General features: G+C 64.1%; 18 protein-coding genes and 1 pseudogene. 16 read left to right on the forward strand and 3 right to left on the reverse strand.

Features of this window, described 5'->3' with window-relative positions; translation table 11 throughout:
- The first annotated feature begins 102 nt into the window (after positions 1–102).
- From BC360_RS02415 to BC360_RS02440, 6 genes are all read left to right on the forward strand, one after another.
- The gene (locus BC360_RS02415; RefSeq protein WP_065794280.1) at positions 103–2097 is read left to right on the forward strand and encodes a CocE/NonD family hydrolase; all 1995 of its coding nucleotides are present in this window, start codon (positions 103–105) and stop codon (positions 2095–2097) included.
- 65 nt (positions 2098–2162) lie between these two features.
- Positions 2163–2657 (forward strand): HPP family protein, encoded by a 495-nt coding sequence (locus BC360_RS02420; protein WP_065794098.1) that lies wholly within the window; start codon positions 2163–2165, stop codon positions 2655–2657.
- On the forward strand, positions 2654–3220 hold the full coding sequence (locus tag BC360_RS02425; protein WP_065794099.1) for a TetR/AcrR family transcriptional regulator: 567 nt from the start codon (positions 2654–2656) through the stop codon (positions 3218–3220). The genes BC360_RS02420 and BC360_RS02425 overlap by 4 nt, the downstream gene beginning before the upstream one ends.
- A gap of 133 nt (positions 3221–3353) precedes the next feature.
- Positions 3354–3821, forward strand: a complete 468-nt coding sequence (locus tag BC360_RS02430; protein WP_413813717.1) for an SRPBCC domain-containing protein — start codon at positions 3354–3356, stop codon at positions 3819–3821.
- On the forward strand, positions 3814–5409 hold the full coding sequence (locus BC360_RS02435) for an MFS transporter (protein ID WP_065794100.1): 1596 nt from the start codon (positions 3814–3816) through the stop codon (positions 5407–5409). The genes BC360_RS02430 and BC360_RS02435 overlap by 8 nt, the downstream gene beginning before the upstream one ends.
- 124 nt (positions 5410–5533) lie before the next feature.
- On the forward strand, positions 5534–5953 hold the full coding sequence (locus tag BC360_RS02440; RefSeq protein WP_065794101.1) for a GFA family protein: 420 nt from the start codon (positions 5534–5536) through the stop codon (positions 5951–5953).
- Positions 5954–6029: 76 nt separating this feature from the next.
- On the opposite strand, the gene BC360_RS02445 is transcribed toward BC360_RS02440, so the two are convergent.
- Complete coding sequence (locus tag BC360_RS02445; protein WP_065794102.1) at positions 6030–6431, reverse strand: ACT domain-containing protein; 402 nt, start codon at positions 6429–6431, stop codon at positions 6030–6032.
- 175 nt (positions 6432–6606) lie between these two features.
- On the opposite strand from BC360_RS02445, the gene msrA reads away from it, so the two are divergent.
- Positions 6607–7344 (forward strand): peptide-methionine (S)-S-oxide reductase MsrA, encoded by a 738-nt coding sequence (msrA, locus tag BC360_RS02450; RefSeq protein WP_065794103.1) that lies wholly within the window; start codon positions 6607–6609, stop codon positions 7342–7344.
- A 60-nt stretch (positions 7345–7404) separates the two neighbouring features.
- On the opposite strand, the gene BC360_RS02455 is transcribed toward msrA, so the two are convergent.
- A complete protein-coding gene (locus BC360_RS02455) occupies positions 7405–8328 on the reverse strand; it encodes an alpha/beta hydrolase (RefSeq protein WP_413813718.1) in 924 nt (307 codons plus the stop codon).
- A 155-nt stretch (positions 8329–8483) separates the two neighbouring features.
- On the opposite strand from BC360_RS02455, the gene BC360_RS02460 reads away from it, so the two are divergent.
- The 9 genes from BC360_RS02460 to BC360_RS02500 all read left to right on the forward strand — a co-directional run bounded on the left by BC360_RS02460 (position 8484) and on the right by BC360_RS02500 (position 17401).
- Positions 8484–9392 carry a LysR family transcriptional regulator gene (locus tag BC360_RS02460; protein WP_065786635.1) on the forward strand — a complete coding sequence of 303 codons (909 nt, stop codon included), beginning with the start codon at positions 8484–8486 and terminating at the stop codon, positions 9390–9392.
- Positions 9393–9632: 240 nt separating this feature from the next.
- Positions 9633–10793, forward strand: a complete 1161-nt coding sequence (locus BC360_RS02465) for an ABC transporter substrate-binding protein (RefSeq protein WP_065794104.1) — start codon at positions 9633–9635, stop codon at positions 10791–10793.
- Positions 10794–10989: 196 nt separating this feature from the next.
- Positions 10990–11985: an ABC transporter ATP-binding protein gene (locus BC360_RS02470; protein WP_139109881.1), complete on the forward strand. Its 996-nt coding sequence runs from the start codon at positions 10990–10992 to the stop codon at positions 11983–11985.
- Positions 11982–12932 carry an ABC transporter permease gene (locus BC360_RS02475; protein ID WP_065786629.1) on the forward strand — a complete coding sequence of 317 codons (951 nt, stop codon included), beginning with the start codon at positions 11982–11984 and terminating at the stop codon, positions 12930–12932. Before BC360_RS02470 ends, BC360_RS02475 begins: the two co-directional genes overlap by 4 nt.
- Entirely contained in the window at positions 12922–13737 is an 816-nt protein-coding gene (locus BC360_RS02480) for an ABC transporter permease (protein ID WP_065786627.1), read from the forward strand. Before BC360_RS02475 ends, BC360_RS02480 begins: the two co-directional genes overlap by 11 nt.
- Before the next feature lie 25 nt (positions 13738–13762).
- Positions 13763–15190 carry a gamma-aminobutyraldehyde dehydrogenase gene (locus BC360_RS02485; protein ID WP_065786625.1) on the forward strand — a complete coding sequence of 476 codons (1428 nt, stop codon included), beginning with the start codon at positions 13763–13765 and terminating at the stop codon, positions 15188–15190.
- Positions 15191–15258: 68 nt separating this feature from the next.
- A complete protein-coding gene (locus BC360_RS02490) occupies positions 15259–15750 on the forward strand; it encodes an ester cyclase (RefSeq protein ID WP_065786623.1) in 492 nt (163 codons plus the stop codon).
- A 290-nt stretch (positions 15751–16040) separates the two neighbouring features.
- Positions 16041–16793, forward strand: coding sequence for a siderophore-iron reductase FhuF (gene fhuF / locus BC360_RS02495; protein WP_065794105.1), 753 nt, complete (start codon positions 16041–16043; stop codon positions 16791–16793).
- An 86-nt stretch (positions 16794–16879) separates the two neighbouring features.
- Positions 16880–17401 carry a hypothetical protein gene (locus BC360_RS02500; RefSeq protein WP_065794106.1) on the forward strand — a complete coding sequence of 174 codons (522 nt, stop codon included), beginning with the start codon at positions 16880–16882 and terminating at the stop codon, positions 17399–17401.
- A gap of 75 nt (positions 17402–17476) precedes the next feature.
- Here BC360_RS02500 and BC360_RS02505 read toward each other — a convergent pair.
- Positions 17477–18060: pseudogene (locus BC360_RS02505) on the reverse strand (cysteine hydrolase family protein).
- Between the last annotated feature and the right edge of the window lie 27 nt (positions 18061–18087).

An 18087-nucleotide genomic window follows, 5' to 3' on the forward strand; every position in this document is an offset into this window, starting at 1 on the left:
GAAAGCGCAAAAAGCAAAGAGAGTGAGCATTTCCAGCAAACGTGTGTAGCGGCTTTGCGCCAGGAAATGCGCAAAAACAAAGAGATTGAGCGGAACAACGATATGTCAGACCGTGAATTCACCCTGATCGAGAACGAATGGATCCGATTGAAGGACGGCACCCGGCTTGCCGCCCGCATCTGGATGCCTGTCGGCGCCGATGCCGAGCCGGTGCCGGCCGTGCTTGAATACCTGCCCTACCGCAAGCGTGGCGGCACCAGTCTCCGCGATGAATCGACCTATCCGGTCTTTGCCGCCGCCGGCATTGCCGGCATCCGCGTCGACATCCGCGGGTGCGGAGAGTCCGATGGCGTCATCGACGGCGAATATACGCCGCGCGAACTTTCCGACGGCTGCGAGATCATCGAATGGATCGCCGCCCAACCCTGGTCGAACGGCAAGGTCGGCATGATGGGCATCTCCTGGGGCGGCTTCAACTGCCTGCAGGTGGCGGCGCTCAAGCCGCCAGCGCTGAAAGCGGTGATATCCATCGCCTCGACCGTCGATCGCTACAACGACGACATCCACTACAAGAACGGTTGCCATCTCTCCGCCCAGCTCTCCTGGGCGGCGACGATGCTTGCCTATCAATCGCGCTCGCCGGACCCTGATATCGTCGGCGATCGCTGGAGGGAGATGTGGCTGGAGCGCCTGGAGAACGAGCCGTACTTCATGGAGGAGTGGCTCGAACACCAGCGTCGCGACGCCTTCTGGCAGCATGGCTCGATCTCAGAGGATTTCGATGGCTTCGACGTTCCCGCGCTCGTCATCGCCGGCTGGGCCGACGGCTACCGCAACACGCCGCTGAAAGCCGTCGAAGGCCTCGGCGCGAAGGCCAAGGCGCTGATCGGCCCCTGGGTGCACAAATATCCGCATTTCGCCTGGCCGAAGCCGCGCGCCGATTTCCATGGCGAGGCGATCCGCTGGTGGAACCGCTGGCTGCGCGACGAGAAGAACCGCGCCGAGGGCGGCCCGCAGGTGCGCGCCTATATCCTCGACGGCCCGCGACCGGCCGTCCGACGCGACAACGATCCGGGACGCTGGGTCGCCAAGGAGATCTGGCAGAAACCCGAGATGCAGGTTCTTGGCGTAACGCTCGACGGCAGGTTTGCCACCGACGCAAAGGGCAAGGGCATCGGCGACGTCTATCTGAAGTCTCCGCTCGATACCGGCACGGCGTCGGGCGAATATTTCACTCTGAAGCCCGACGCCGAAATGGCTGGCGACCAGCGCATCGATGACGCCGGCGCGCTGACCTTCGAAACGCAGCCGCTGCTGGAGGCCGAGGACTATCTCGGCCAGCCCGTCGTGACGGTCGACGTGACGTGCGCCGCCGACACCGCCAATCTTGTCGCCCGCATCGTCGACGTGCATCCGGACGGCACCGCCACGCGCGTCGCCTTCGGCGTGCTCAATCTGGCCCATCGCGACGGCAATGCCGAGCCGCGTCCGATGGAAAAAGGTCGCAAGACGCGGATCACGCTGGTGCTCGACGCCTGCGGCTATCGCGTCCGCGCCGGCCATCGCATCCGTCTGTCGCTGTCGACCTCCTACTGGCCGCTGATCCTGCCGCCGCCGAGCGATCCGGGGCTGACGATCGATACGGCCAGCCTCTCGCTCGCGCTTCCCCTGCTCGGTCAGCACCGGGAGATCGTCGTTCCCGAGCCGGAAAACCCCGATCCGCTGCCGAAATATCGCGACCTGTCGCGCGGAAGCACCAGCCGGACCGTCGAGCGCGACATGACCCACGGCATGACCCATTATCGGATCTATGAGGACACCGGCCTCTCCCAGCATCCCGACACGGGGCTTGCGACCCAGGACATCCGCGACGAAACTTGGTCCATCTCGCCCGACGACCCGCAGTCGATGATCGGAACGTCGACATGGACCTGCATCGCCAAGCGTGACGGCTGGTCGGTGCGCACCGTATCGACCTCGACGCTTTCTTGCACAGAAAGCGAATGGATCACGGAAGCCGAGATCGTCGCCTATGAAGGCGAGACGCAGATCTTCGAGAAGACCTTCGCGAAGCGCATCCGCCGCGATCTCATGTAAGCCTTCTTGACTTTCGCACACAAGGTCTGTACCGATCGGTAAACAATTTACCGACCGGTACAGTCATGCGCCATTTCTTCCTGCGTCATCAACCACCCACCCATATCGGCCGAGGCCTGCTTGCCGGCATCGGCGGCCTCGTGGCCATTGCCGCCGTCGGCGCCCTCACCAACATCGTCGGTGAACCGCTGCTGATGGCGCCGTTCGGCGCCAGCTGCGTGCTGATCTTCTCGGTTGCGGGCAGCCCTCTGTCCCAGCCTGCCAATGTCGTCGGCGGCCATTTCGGCGCCACGCTGGTCGGCCTCATCTTGCGTTCGATCTTCCCCAATGAGTGGTGGGCGGTCGGGCTTGCCGTCGGTGCGGCGATCGCGCTGATGGCGGCGCTGCGCATCACCCATCCGCCGGCCGGCGCCAATCCGCTGGTGGTCTTTGCCAGCGATCCCGGTTTCGAATTCCTGCTCTTCCCTGTTCTCACCGGTTCGCTGGTACTGGTCGCGGTTGGAACGCTGTTCCACCGGTTCGGCAAGGTCGAATATCCGCTGCTGAGGAAACCCGCATGAGCCGCGTCGTCGCCGAACGCCAGGACGTCATCACCATGCTTGCCGAGATCTTTCGCGAGCACGGCTATGACGGTGCGAGCCTCAGCCTGATCACCGAGAAGACCGGGCTCGGCAAGGGCAGCCTCTATCACTTCTTTCCCCGCGGGAAAGAGGAGATGGCCGAGGCGGTGCTGGGCGACATCGCCTCATGGTTCCAGACCAACATCTTTAACCGGTTACGCAACAGCGAGCCGCCGGCGGCGGCGATCGACGACATGTTTGCTTCCGTCGACAGCTACTTTCGCCAGGGCCGCCGCCTCTGCCTGATGGGCGTCATCGCCACCAGCGGTGCCCATGATCGCTTTTCAGCCGAGCTCAACCGCTATTTCGCCGACTGGCGGACCGCTCTTGCCGAGGCGTTCGGCCGCCAAGGCATCGCGGAGGACGAACGAAAGGCGCTGGCCGAAGAGGTGATCGGCGGCATCCAGGGCGCCCTCATCCTTGCCCGCAGCCTTGGTGATCCCCAGGCTTTCGGCCGCGTGCTCACCCGCCTCAAAGCCCGATGCACGCTGTCGCATAACTGACAAAAATCAGATCTCAGGGCCCTCCCGCCTTGACAAGGGCCTGCGCGCCCAGTTATTAACCGACAAGTTAAATAACTTGCAAGTTAAAGAACGGCCACGCTTTGCGACTGCGCTGGCCGCGGGAGGAGTCGTTATGGCAATGACCACTGAAAACGCATCGCGCGAACACAGACTGAGCCTGGAGATCACCAGGATCTTCGACGCGCCGCGCAGCCTGGTGTTCAAGGTCTGGTCGACGCCGGAGCACGCATTGCGCTGGTGGGGGCCGCGCGATTTCACCCCGCATTCCCTGAAGATGGATTTCCGCCCCGGCGGCGCCTGGCGCGGCTGCATCCGTTCGCCGGAAGGGCGCGACTATTGGATGGGTGGCGTCTATCGCGAGGTGATCGAGCCGGAGAAACTCATCTTCACTTTCGCCTGGGACGAGGAAGGCGAGCCGGGGGCCGACACACTGGTCACGGTTTCCTTCGCCGATGTCGGCGGCGAGACGCGCCTGACGTTCCACCAGACCCCATTCGACAGCGTCGATGAGCGCGACTCGCACCAGGAGGGCTGGAGCGAGTGCCTCGAAAGGCTGCAGGAGTATCTTTCCCATGTCTGAGACAATCGGCACATCGGGCAACGTGCCCGGCCCGAAGGCGACGCAGCGGGAATGGGTCGGGCTTGCCGTCCTCGCCCTGCCCTGCATGCTCTACTCGATGGACCTGACGGTCCTGAACCTGGCGGTTCCGCAACTGACCGAGGAGCTGAAACCCTCGGCCTCGCAGCTGCTTTGGATCGTCGACATCTACGGCTTCATGGTCGCCGGTTCGCTGATCACCATGGGCACGCTCGGCGACCGCATCGGCCGGCGCCGACTGCTGATGATCGGCTCGGTCGCCTTCGGCATCGCCTCGGTGTTGGCCGCTTTTGCCTGGAGTGCGGAAACGCTGATCCTCGCACGCGCCATTCTCGGCGTCGCCGCAGCGACTTTGGCGCCCTCGACGCTGTCGCTGATCCGCAACATGTTCCTCGATGACAGGCAGCGCACGCTGGCCATCGGCATCTGGATCGCCAGCTTCTCCGCCGGCGGCGCCATCGGCCCGGTCGTCGGCGGGCTGATGCTGTCGCAGTTCTGGTGGGGTTCAGTCTTCCTGCTGGCCGTCCCCGTGATGATCCTGCTGCTGATCCTCGGCCCCATGCTTCTGCCGGAATTCCGCGACCCCAATGCAGGCCGGCTCGATTTCCTCAGCGCGGGGCAGTCGCTCGTCGCCGTGCTGTCGATGATCTATGGCATGAAGCGCATCGCCGAGGACGGTCTCGACGTCACCGCCGTGTTCTTCATCCTGCTCGGGCTGACCGTCGCCATTCTGTTTGCCCGACGCCAGAGCCGGCTTGCCGATCCACTGATCGACCTCGCTCTGTTCAGAACCCCGGCTTTCAGCGCGGCGCTCAGCGTCAACATCCTCGGCCTGTTCGTCGGCTTCGGCGCCTTCCTGTTCGTGGCGCAGTATCTGCAGCTCGTGCTCGGCCTGTCGCCCTTCGTCGCTGGCCTGTGGTCGGTGCCGACGGGGGTTGCCATGGTGCTTGGTTCGATCCTCGTGCCGTCGCTTGCCGCCCGTTATGCCGCCTCCAACCTGATCGCTGCCGGTTTCGTGCTGACCGCCATCGGCTTTGGCATCTGCACCCAGGTCGAAACGACAAGCAGCCCCCTGCTCGTCACCATCGGCCTCGTCGTGCTCTGCCTCGGTTTTGCCCCGGTCGGCACGCTGACGACGGACCTGATCGTCGGCTCCGCTCCGCCGGAGCGGGCGGGTGCGGCCTCCGCCATCTCGGAAACCAGCTTCGAATTCGGCGGTGCGCTCGGCATCGCAGTGCTCGGCAGCATGCTGACATCAGCCTATCGCAGCCGCATGGACGCGGTCGTCGTGACCGGCCTTCCCACCGAGACCGTGGAGGCCGCACGCCAGACGCTGGGCGGCGCCGTCGCCATTGCCGAGCAACTGCCGGGCGACCAGTCCGAACGGCTGTTGTTTGCCGCCCGCGACGTGTTCACCAGTTCGTTTGCCTTCACCGCATCGATCTGTGTGGCCCTGTCGCTGCTGACTGCGCTGCTCGCCTTCCTGCTTCTGCGCAAGGCAACCGGCGACGGCGCCGACGACGATCCGGCAATTGCCGACGAGGCGGAAGCCTCCGTCAAAGCCGGATAGCGGCTGGCGTCCGCGCAACGGACGCCGGTCCATAATTCGCATCCACGTTCACCTCGACAGCGTCATCTTCCCGGTCGAAAGACCGTGGAACGATGACGTCCGTCCAAAGACAGGAGCCCGTCCGATGAAAAAGCTCTATCGCGGCAGCTGCCATTGCGGCACCGTTGAGTTCGAGTGCCAGCTTGATCTGGCCCAAGGCATTCGCCGCTGCAATTGCAGCTTCTGCGCCAAGACGCGCATGCAGAAATCATTCGCGCTTCGCGACGAGTTTGCCATCACCAGGGGCAAGGAGGCGTTGACGAGCTACCGGGCGCAGCCTTCGAACTGGCGGGAGGGTGACGTCGACCACTATTTCTGCAGCCGCTGCGGCATCCGGCCGTTTTCGCGCGGCTATCTCGAGGACTTCCTCGGCCATTTCTACGCCGTCAACGTCGCCTGCCTCGACGGCATCAGTGACGAGGAACTGGGCACGGCACCCATCGTCTATGAGAACGGGCGCGACGACGACTATGAAAACCCGCCGCGCGATACCCGCTTCCTGTGATTTCCGTCGGAACCAGAGCATTTCCAGGAAAAGTGTGAAGCGGTTTTCCGGCAGGAAATGCCTAAGCGGGAATGCCTCAGGCGGGGCTCAGCGCCCGCAGCGCCTCGAGCGCGCGCTCGGCATCCGCCTCCGGCACGAAGATGTGGTCGTGATAATAGGCGGCCACGACATTGGCGCTAATGCCCTCGCGCGTCAGCACTGTTGCCACCGCCGCCGTCAGTCCGACGGCTTCAAGCGCCGAATGCACATTGAGCGTGATGCGCCGAAGCAGCGGACCATAGGAAAGGTCGGCGGCATCCGCGGCGCTCCGCTCCAGGATCAGCGTCAGCCCTTCGTCCTCACGGTAGGTGGCAAGCGGCTCCAGCGGCATATAGCGCTGCGCCTCGTCATGGGGCACGGTGCAATAGACATAGGTCTGCGGAAACAACACCGGCGCCATCGTCGCCAGCAGCGTCGTCAGGTCCGTTTCTCCGGCCATCACCCCTCCTCCGAACTTCCCACGATCCTCATCCTGCAAGATCGCAGCGCCACCGCAGTGGTAGCGGATCGTCACATTGCCGTGAAGCACGCGCTTGCGATTTGCTTTCGGCCGGGCACACGAAAAACATGGATCAGTACACGGCCGCCTCCCGAACGCGGCAGGGGAGCAACCCATGGCTTCGACACGCGACATTCCGCCTTTCTCTGCCACGATCGGCCGCCACCTGCGGCTGCTGGCTCCGGCGCTTGCCCTCTGCGCCACGCTGTCCATCGCTGCCATGGCAAAGGCCGCCGAACCGGCCGTATCCATTCCGCCGCCGTCGCTGGATGAGAAAGCGGCCAACGGGCCGGAGACCGCGGTGTTTGCCGGCGGCTGTTTCTGGGGCGTCCAGGGCGTGTTCCAGCATGTGAAGGGCGTGACCAACGCTGTCTCGGGCTATTCCGGCGGCAGCCGCGACACCGCTTCATACGAGGCCGTCAGCAATGGCGACACCGGCCATGCGGAATCGGTGGAAGTGACCTACAATCCGAGCCAGGTGAGCTACGGCAAGCTGCTGCAGATCTTCTTTTCCGTCGGCCACAACCCGACGCAGCTGAACTATCAGGGCCCCGATCACGGCACGCAGTATCGCTCGGCGCTGTTCGTCGCCACGCCACAGCAGAAGAAGATCGCCGAGGCCTATATCGCCGAACTCGGGAAATCAGGCGTCTTCCCGGCCGAGATCGTCACCGAGATCGCGCCGCTGAAGGGCTTCTATGTCGCCGAGGGCTACCATCAGGATTTTTTGACGCGCAACCCGACCTATCCCTACATCGTCTACAACGACATGCCGAAGATCGAGAGCCTGCGCAAACTGTTCCCGCAGAGCTTCCGCGCCAATCCGGTGCTGGTGTTCAAGGCGAAGAGCTAGCCCAGTTCCAGGAGAAACGTTTTTCCGTCCCCAATTGCCTTGCGGTCGAATCCAAAGCGGTCAGCCGGTTCCGACAAGAACGGCAATACCCTCGGCCAACCGGCGGAAACCCTCCCGCGCGCCCTCGCTCATGTGCCGTGCTCGCAGCCAGGCATGGATCATCTGCGGCTCTTCGCGAAACGTGACGTTGACGCCGGCGGCTGCAAGCCGTGCGGCATAGAGGCGGGCGTCGTCGCGCAAGGGATCGAAATAGGCCCCGGTGATATAGGTCGGCGGCAGGCCGGAAAGATCCGCGGCAGCCAGCGGCGCCGCAAACGGATTACCGGCCGGCGCCTGCAGGACCTTTCGGTAATAGCTGGTGTCGGCGGTCGTCAGTCCCGGCGCCATGGCCATTTCCACATAGGAACCGGAAACGAGATCGCCGCCAAGGCCGGGATAGATCAGCGCCTGGCCGACGATACCCGACAGTCCGTCCGCCCGGGCCTTCAGGACGATTCCCGCCGTCAGATTTCCGCCGGCGCTGTCGCCGGCGACGACGACCGGGCGACCATCGGCCAGGAGGAAATTCAGCACCGCGTTGCAATCCTCGAAGGCTGCCGGCCAGACATGCTCGGGCGCCAGCCGATAGTCGACCGAGACCAGTTCGGCCCGGGCGAAATCGGCAAGCTCGGCGCAGATGGCATCATGGCTGTCGAGCGAACCGACGACGAAGCCGCCGCCGTGGATGTAGTAGATGCGGGTCTCGGTCGAGACGGTCGCCGGCCGATAGCGTCGGATCGGAATGCGGCCGCCGACAAGCCCGTCCTCGCGCGCAAGGCCCGCCGGCGACGGCGCATCGAACTCGGCGCAGAGCGCATCGTACCATTTGCGCTGCTGTCCGATCGATGCATCGACCGCGTCGGCGGGGTAGAAGGCTTCGCAGCGCTGGTGAAAGGCGAGAATGCCCTTCTCCGTCGGCATCGGTTTCAATACGGCCTGATCCAAAGTCCGCCTCCATGATTTCTCCGGCAGAAGTCTAACATCGGTCTGCCCACCTTCTATCCGGAAACCGACATCACCAGGAAAATCCCGCCGCGGTTGCGTGGGACGATCTCTCGCCTGTGCTTGCAAGCACCCCACGACCGCGATTAACTGCGCGGATGGCCTTCACCTTCAGACAGTTGCAATATTTCGTCGCCGTCGCCGAGCAGGGCTCGATCACCCGCGCGGCGCAGAACCTCTCGATCTCGCAATCCTCGATCACCGAGGCGATCAAGGAGCTTGAAGGCGACCTCGGCGTCGAGCTGTTCGACCGGCATCCCCGCGGCCTTTCGATCACCCATAACGGCCACCAGTTTCTGCGGCATGCGACGAAGATCCTTTCCAATGTCTCCGACGCGAGGCGCAGCTTTTCCGACAGCCGCGAGGAGACTGGCGGCAAGCTCAATCTCGGCGTCACCTCGCTGGTTGCCGGTTACGTGCTCTCGGACCTGCTCGCCCGCTATCGCCGCGCCTGCCCCGGCGTCGAGGTCAGCGCCATCGAGGACAATGGCTCCTATCTCGAACATCTCCTGATCGGCGGCGAACTCGACGTCGCCGTCATGGTCATCTCCAACCTGCGCGACCGCATGGCGCTGCAGGCCGAGATCCTGGAAACCTCGCCCTATCGGCTTTGGCTGCCGATCGGCCATCCGCTCGTCAGTGCCGACATCATCTCGATCAGTGATATCGCCAAGGAGCCGCTGATCATGCTGACGGTCGACGAAATCGAGGAGAACACCGGCAAGCTCCTGTCAGCGCTCGGCGCCCGGCCGCATGTTGCCTTTCGCACCCGCTCGGTCGAAGCGGTGCGCAGCCTGGTGGCGACAGGTGCGGGCATCGCGCTTCTGCCCGACCTCGTCTACCGCCCCTGGTCGCTTGAAGGCGACCGCATCGAGAGCCGCGACGTCTCCGGCGCCCTGCCCGTCGTTCAGGTCGGCATGGTCTGGCGCAAGGGCTCCAGCTTGCCGCAATCGGCACGCGATTTCGTCGGCATTGCCGAAGCTCTGCGCAGTGCCCGCCCGCGCTGACGCTCGAGCACTTTCGCCGTCTGCTCCTGAACGCAGAACGCATGCAGGAGTGTTCTATCCCTTTGTTTTTACGCAATTCCGGACGCAAAACCGCTGCGCACTTTTGCTGGAATTGCTCCTGATATCGGCAAAACCGATAGCGGCATTCTGATTAATGAATTTGCGAATACGGAGAAATCAAGGCACGCTTCAACCTGGGAACGAAGCCGTAAAATGCGGCTCAACACTGGGAGAATTCAGATGAAGCAGATCCTGAAATCCTGCACCGCGCTGACGCTGTCGCTCGGCCTCGTGGCGCCCGCCTTGGCGCAGGAACCGCTGAAGGAACTGGGCAAGGGCGAAGGCGAATTGTCGATCGTCGCCTGGGCCGGCTATATCGAGCGCGGCGAGACCGACAAGAACTACGACTGGGTCAGCGATTTCGAAAAACAGACCGGCTGCAAGGTCTCGGTCAAGACCGCCGCCACCTCCGATGAAATGGTGGCGCTGATGAACGAAGGCGGCTTCGACCTCGTCACCGCCTCGGGCGACGCCTCGCTGCGCCTCGTCGCGGGCAAGCGCGTCCAGCCGATCAATACCGACCTCATCCCCAGCTGGAAGACCATCGACGAGCGCATGCAAAGCGCGCCCTGGCACACCGTCAACGGCGTTCACTACGGCACCCCCTATGTCTGGGGCCCGAACGTGCTGATGTACAACAAGGACGCCTTCAAGGGCGAAGCGCCGAAGAGCTGGAACGTCGTCTTCGAGGAAATGAACCTGCCGGACGGTAAGTCCAACAAGGGCCGTGTCCAGGCCTATGACGGCCCGATCCACGTCGCCGACGCCGCCAACTACCTGATGGCCCACAAACCCGAGCTCGGCATCAAGAACCCTTACGAACTCAACGAAGACCAATACAAGGCAGCGCTTGATCTGCTTCGCACCCAGCGCACGCTCGTCGGCCGCTACTGGCACGATGCGATGATCCAGATCGACGACTTCAAGAACGAAGGCGTCGTCGCCTCCGGCTCCTGGCCGTTCCAGGTCAACCTGATGGAAGCCGAAAAGCTGCCGATCGCCTCAACCATTCCGGACGAAGGCGTCACCGGATGGGCGGACACCACCATGCTGCACGCCGAAAGCGCGCATCCGAACTGCGCCTATATGTGGATGGAGCATTCGCTATCGTCCAAGGTGCAGGGCGATGTCTCCGCCTGGTTCGGCGCCAACCCCTCCGTCGGCGCTGCTTGCAAGGGCAATGAACTCTTGACCGACGAGGGTTGCAAGACCAACGGCTACGAGGACTTCGAGAAAGTGAAGTTCTGGAAGACGCCGGTGACGAAATGCGAAAGCCAGGGCGAATGCGTGCCCTATCACCGCTGGGTCTCCGACTATATCGGCGTCATCGGCGGGCGGTAAGCCGCCACGACCACATCGCAAGCATTCCGCCCCTCACCCTGGCCCTCTCCCCGCAAGCGGGGAGAGGGAACGCCCCCGGCAAAGCTCTCACCCCGGCATTTTAGGTGAGCTGCGGCCGCGAGCCTCCTTCTCCCCGCAGGCGGGGAGAAGGCGCCCGTCAGGGCGGATGAGGGGCCAAACTTTCCGGAGCATTCCTATGACCGCCGTGCTTTTCGACAATGTTTCCCGCCACTTCGGCGCCGTGCGCGCCGTCGATGGCGTGAACCTCGAGATCGCCGAGGGCGAATTCTTCGCCATGCTCGGCCCCTCCGGCTCGGGCAAAACCACTTGCCTGCGCCTGATGGCCGGCTTCGAACAGCCAACCGGCGGCCATATCGAAATCTTCGGCGAGACGGCAGAAGGCGTGCCGCCCTATCGCCGCAGCGTCAACACCGTCTTCCAGGACTATGCCCTGTTCCCGCATCTCTCGATCCTCGACAATGTCGCCTACGGGCTGATGGTCAAGGGCGTCGGCCGGGAAGAGCGCCGCAAGGCCGCCGAGGATGCACTCGCCATGGTCAAGCTGCCGAACTATGGCAGCCGCCGCCCCGGCCAGCTCTCGGGCGGCCAACGCCAGCGCGTGGCGCTCGCCCGCGCGCTCGTCAACAAGCCGAAGGTGCTGCTGCTCGACGAGCCGCTCGGCGCTCTCGACCTGAAGCTGCGCGAACAGATGCAGGAGGAACTGAAGAGCCTGCAGAAATCGCTCGGCATCACCTTCGTCTTCGTCACCCACGACCAGGGCGAAGCGTTGTCGATGGCCGACCGCATCGCCGTCTTCAACGATGGCCGCATCCAGCAGCTCGGCAGCCCCGAAGAAGTCTACAAGCAGCCGAAGACGCGCTTCGTCGCCGATTTCGTCGGCTCGTCAAATGTGCTGCCGGCAAGGCTGTGCCAAAGGCTGGGGGTCACATCCTCCTATGCCAGCCTTCGCCCCGAGGCGATCGTGCTGTCGGCACCGCGCGACGGCGCGCTCAGCCTCTCCGGTACCGTGTCGGCCCATAGTTTCCTCGGCGCGGTCAACCGGGTCGTCGTCGACGTCGAAGGCGCGCGCATCGCTGTCGCAAGCCCCGTCTCGCTCGTTGTGCCCAAGGTCGGCAGCCCCGTCACCATCAGCTTTGCCGCCGACGAGCTGCACCCGATGGAGGACGCATGACCGCCGTCGCCGAGAATCTCATGTCTCCGGAACGCCGCGGCCCGACCGGCCGGCTCTCGGACTTCTTCTGGAAGCACCCGCACGTGCTGCTGACGGTCCTGCTGGCGCCGCCGCTGCTGTGGCTCGGCGTCGTCTATATCGGCTCGCTCTTTGCTCTCTTGCTGCAGAGCTTCTTCTCGATCGACGACTTCTCGGGCCTGATCAATTACGAGTTCACCTTCGCCACCTATCGCCAGCTGCTCAGCGAGACCAATCTCGACATCATCCTGCGCACCGTGTCGATGGCGGCAATCGTGACGCTCGCCTCCGCACTCATCGCCTTCCCGATCGCCTACTACGCGGCGCGTTACGCCCAGGGAAAATGGAAGGTGCTGTTCTATCTCGGCGTCATGCTGCCGCTCTGGTCGAGCTATCTGGTCAAGATCTATGCCTGGAAGCTGATCCTTGCCAAGGAAGGCATCGTCACCTGGTTCTTCGAAAAGCTGCATCTGCTGTGGCTGCTCGACGCCTGGCTCTCGCTTCCCGTCGTCGGCGGCAACTCGCTCTCCGTCAGCTACACCGGCACCTTCATCGTCTTCGTCTATGTCTGGATGCCGTTCATGATCCTGCCGATCCAGGCAGCGCTTGAGCGCGTGCCGACCAACCTGATCGAGGCCTCCTCCGATCTCGGCGGCACGCCGGCCCAGACCTTCCGCCACGTGCTCTTCCCGCTGGCGCTGCCCGGCATCGTCGCCGGCTCGATCTTCACCTTCTCGCTGACGCTCGGCGACTACATCATTCCGCAGATCATCGGCTCCTCCCGGCTGTTCATCGGCCAGGCGGTCTATGCCCAGCAGGGCACGGCCGGCAACATCCCGCTTGCCGCCGCCTTCACCGTCGTGCCGATCGTCATCATGGGCGCCTATCTCTGGATGGCCAAACGCATGGGGGCCTTCGATGCGCTCTGATCGCCTCAACCGCTCACCCCTCGGCCTGAAGATCGCGGCCGCCGCCGGCCTCGCCTTCATGCATGTGCCGATCCTCTTGATCTTCCTCTATGCCTTCACCACCGAGGAAAAGAGCTACCAGTTCCCGCCGCCGGGGCTGACGACGCAATGGCTCGCGGTTGCCTGGAACCGACCGGACGTCTGGGCGGCGCTGACGCTCTCGGTCAAGGTCGCCTCGATCGCGACCGCCGTCGCCCTGGTGCTCGGCACGCTTTGCGCCGCCGCCGTCAGCCAGACGCGCTTCTTCGGCCGCGAGACGATCTCGCTCTTGGTCATCCTGCCGATCGCGCTGCCCGGCATCATCACCGGCATCGCGCTGCGCTCGGCCTTTTCCATGGCGGAGATCCCGTTTTCCTTCTGGACGATCGTGCTCGGCCACGCGACCTTCTGCATCGTCGTCGTCTACAACAATGCGGTCGCCCGCTTCCGCCGCATCTCAGGCTCGCTGGTCGAAGCCTCGATGGATCTCGGCGCCGATGGTTTCCAGACCTTCCGCTACATCATCCTGCCCAATATCGGCACGGCGCTGCTGGCCGGCGGCATGCTCGCCTTCGCACTGTCCTTCGACGAGGTGATCGTCACCACCTTTACCGCCGGCCAGCAGTCGACGCTGCCGATCTGGATGCTCGAAGAACTCATCCGTCCGCGCCAGCGGCCGGTGACCAACGTGGTCGCCATGATCGTGGTGCTGGTCACTTTCCTGCCGATCCTCGGCGCCTACTACCTGACCCGCGACGGCGACCAGATCGCCGGCGCCGGCAAATAAACTCGACTTTCAAGGGAGAACAGACATGGACACCCAGCTTTTGATCGGATCGCGCTTCGAAGCCGGAACCGAGGCCGAGGAGCATATCCTGAACCCACGCACCGGCGGAAAGATCATCGACCTCGCCGAAGCCTCGCACATGCAGGTCGAAGCGGCGGTGGATGCCGCGGAACGCGCCTTCGTCTCCTGGTCGACGACGACGCCGGGCGAACGCTCCGGCTATCTGCTTAAGGTCGCCGACGCGATCGAGAAGAACGCCGACGATTTTGCAGCCCTTGAAGCGCTCAACTGCGGCAAGCCGATCAACGCGGTGAAGAACGACGAGCTGCCTGCCATCATCGACTGCTGGCGCTTCTTTGCCGGCGCCATCCGCAACCTTCATGCGCCGACGGCCGGCGAATACCTGCCCGGGCATACCTCCATGGTCCGCCGCGACCCGGTCGGCATCGTCGGTTCGATCGCGCCCTGGAACTACCCGCTGATGATGATGGCGTGGAAGCTGGCGCCGGCGATTGCCGGCGGCAACACCGTCGTCTTCAAGCCGTCCGAACAGACGCCGCTGACCGCGCTGAAGCTCGCCCGCCTTTTGGCCGACATCCTGCCGGAAGGCGTCGTCAACGTCGTCACCGGCCGTGGCGAAACCGTCGGCAATGCGCTGATCAACCACCCGAAGATCGCGATGGTCTCGATCACCGGCGACATCGCCACCGGCAAGAAAGTGCTGGCGGCCGCCGCAAAGACCGTCAAGCGCACGCATCTGGAGCTCGGCGGCAAGGCCCCGGTCATCGTCTATGACGACGCCGACCTCGAAGCCGTCGTCAACGGCATCCGTACCTTCGGCTATTACAATGCCGGCCAGGACTGCACGGCCGCCTGCCGAATCTATGCCGAAGCCGGCATCTACGAAAAGCTCGTCGCCGACCTGAGTTCGGCCGTCTCGACCATCCGCTACAATCTTGCCGACGACACGGAGAACGAGATCGGCCCGCTGATCTCGCGGCGCCAGCGCGATCGCGTCGCAAGCTTCGTCGAACGCGCCGCCGACCAGAAGCACATCGAGATCACCACCGGCGGCGGCCCGGGCAGCGCCGACGGTTTCTTCTTCCAGCCGACGGTGATTGCCGGCGCGACCCAGGAAGACGAGATCGTGCGCCGCGAGGTGTTCGGGCCGGTCGTTTCGGTCACCCGCTTCACCGGCAGGGACGATGCCGTCGCCTGGGCCAACGACAGCGACTATGGCCTCGCCTCCTCGGTCTGGACCAAGGATATCTCCAAGGCGATGAAGGCGGCCTCGCGCCTGCAATACGGTTGCACCTGGATCAACACCCACTTCATGCTGACCAACGAGATGCCGCATGGCGGCGTCAAGCAGTCGGGCTATGGCAAGGACATGTCGGTCTATGCACTCGAGGACTACACCGCCGTTCGCCACATCATGATCAACCACGGCTGACGCCGCGCACGACGTTGGCCGCGGTGCGGACAAAGCATGCAAACGAAGACAACCGGGAGGAAATTGCCATGTACCGTCGTCAACTGCTTGCTGCTGCAGGTGCTTTGGGTCTGAGCACCTTTCTTCTGGCGCCCGCCGGCTTCGCCGCCGACGCGGCGCCCGATGTCGTCGCGGCCTACGTCGCTGCGTGGAACGCCCATGACTCGAGCAAGGCCGCGTCCTACTTCGCCGATGACGTCACCTATTACGATGCGTCCGTCGGCAAGCCGGTGACCGGGAAGGATGCCGCCAAGACCGGCGTCATCGACAACTTCCTCAACGCGGTCCCCGATGCCGTCTGGACCATGAAGGGTGATCCCATCGCCGCCGGCGACAAGGTTTCCTTCGAATGGGAATTCTCCGGCACCAACAGTGGCGCCTGGGCCGATGGTACGGCGGCAACGGGCAAGAGCTTCAAGTTCACCGGAGCCTCGGTCTTCACCGTCAGGGACGGCAAGATCGCCGCTCAAAACGACTATTATGATGCGCTCGGCTTCTACAAACAGCTCGGCTTGATGTAGGCGGCCGTCGAGCCGGCGGCACCGGCCCTTCAGCAGCCGCAAGCCCGAGCTTGCGGCTGTCCTCGCGCCTCGCCCGCGAGTTAAAACATGCGGACAAAACTCATAAAACGGCTTGCACAACGAAGAAACATGAGTAACACGGTCACCTTATGAATGTCTGACCCGTTCAGAAGGTGTCGCATGGTTGCAAGAAGGCGTCTGTCCGCTCCCGCGTTTGTGCTCGCGACGGCTCCGCGCCGCGGGCCCAGCAACGGCAGTGGGCCGGCCGCGGGCCACATGCGGGTGCCCCAATGACCGGCGCCTCCGAGCCGGTCATGGAGACGGGCGGCCCCAGGGCACTCTCATCCGCCTTTTCCGGCCCGCACGCCTGGTGCAACGAGAAGATGGTGCTGTCTGACGAGCTTTCCGACGGCATGGCGCTGCCCGAATTCTTCGCCTCCGGCGCCTTCGACCGGGCGCTTGACACCTACGCTGAAAAGTCCGGCGGCACAGATCGCCGTGCGGTCGCGTCCATGTGGTCACTCTATTACTTCTCGGCGCTCACCATCCCCTACCTCGTTGCCCGCGTGCTCGACCATCAGGTATTGCCGGTCTCGTTCGCCCGCATGAAGGTGGCGCTCGCCGAAGACGGCCTGCCCCGTGCCTTTGGCGTCGCCGATGCCGGCGACTGGAAGGCTGGCGATGACGACGACGTCTTTGCCTCCCTGGCACCGCTGATGGGCGAGCACCTGCGCGACGTCGTCGGCTATCTCAAGTCGACCGGCGGCATCGCCCCGAAACTCGCCTGGAACAATGCGCTGGTCTACATCGACTATGCCCTGCGCGCCGCCGGCGTCGAGCCGCTTCATGCCCAGGCAGAGGCTCTCATCGGCAGCAGATCCCTGCCCGACGGTTCACCCAACCCCTTCTTCGATTGCCTGCGCCACGAGGAAGAGGGCGGCGCGCGGGTCTGCCGGCGCAAGATCTGCTGCCTGCGCTACCTGCTACCCGGGGTGCGCAGCTGCGGCAGCCTCTGCGCCCTTCCCAGCCAGGGCAAACAGTAGCCCTGAGGGTCAGGACCTTCGACCGCGCCGCGGCGATATTGCCACCCGCCCCTCACCCTATATAAGGGTGAATGAGGAGGAGCTTCATGCTTTGGTTGGTAGCGTTGGTTTGCGTGGCGATCGTGTATCTGGCGGCGCGTTTCAGCCGCTTTCGCCGGTGGGCCGAACCCATCCTGTCGGTCGCAGTGGCAATCGCCCTGCTCTCTGCCTTCATCATCTGGATCAGCGACCGCGGCGAGCGCAAAGCTCCGGCGCCCGAGCCGGTGACGACAGCTCCGGCGGTTCCGGCCACCGAGAACATCAGCCTCGAGGGCATTACATTCGAACAAAGCCAGCCGGAACGAAGCTTCCGCCTGCGCGGCACGGTCACCAACAACGGCCAGACGCCACTCGAATATTTCCGCCTATCGGTAACGCTCGAGGATTGCCCGCAGGACGCCTGCGAGAAGATCGGCGACGACACGGCCCTCGTCCTCGCCCGCGTGCCGGTCGGCCAAGCGAAACCTTTCGAGACCTTCCTCACCTTTCCGAGCCGCGAGGGTGAGAGCCTGACGGCACCGAAATGGACCTACCAGGTGCTGGAAGTCCGCGGCGCCGCCAGCCGATAGGCCACCGCATCACTCCTCAATCGGCATCGACTTGAGGAGAAGTTGGTGTGGCAGGCTGCAAGCGCTGCAGCGCCCTTACGCCGCCGACGCTGGCCGCAGGGCCGAGACGATCGCAACCGTCGTCGTCACCTCGGCGAATTCCGCCCGCAACGTGGCGACATGGGCACGGTGGATTTCGCGCGCCGGGATCACGGCGCCATTTCCGTCCGACAAATCGAAGCAATCGCAGGCATCTTCCACAGGATGACCCGATATCCGAGATTGGCCCCGACCCGCACCGAGGTCGAGACGCACATATCAGTCGAGATGCCGAAGAGAACGATCGTATCGGCGCCGAGCCGGCGCAGGCGCAGATCGAGGTCGGTGCCGATGAAGGCGGCATTGACGCTCTTGCTGACGAGCGGCTCGTCGCCGGCGGGTTCGAAGCCCGGGCGCGGCGCATTGCCCGCCGCAGCCCGGCCGAGCGTCGAGCCCGGCGCGACGCTGTCGTGACGCACATGGATGATCGGTCGGCCGGCGGTACGCCAGGCGGCGAGCAAGGCACGCCCGTTGTCATCGACATCAGCATTCCACCGTGGCGGCCAAGGGGCAGCGTCGAATGCCTGCTGCATGTCGATCGGGATCAGGACGGCATTGTCGGGAAGTCTCGGAATAGTCATGGCTAACGCTCCTTGGTTGCGTCAGGA

Source organism: Ensifer sp. LC163 (assembly GCF_001695855.1).
Classification (GTDB): Bacteria; Pseudomonadota; Alphaproteobacteria; order Rhizobiales; family Rhizobiaceae; genus Ensifer.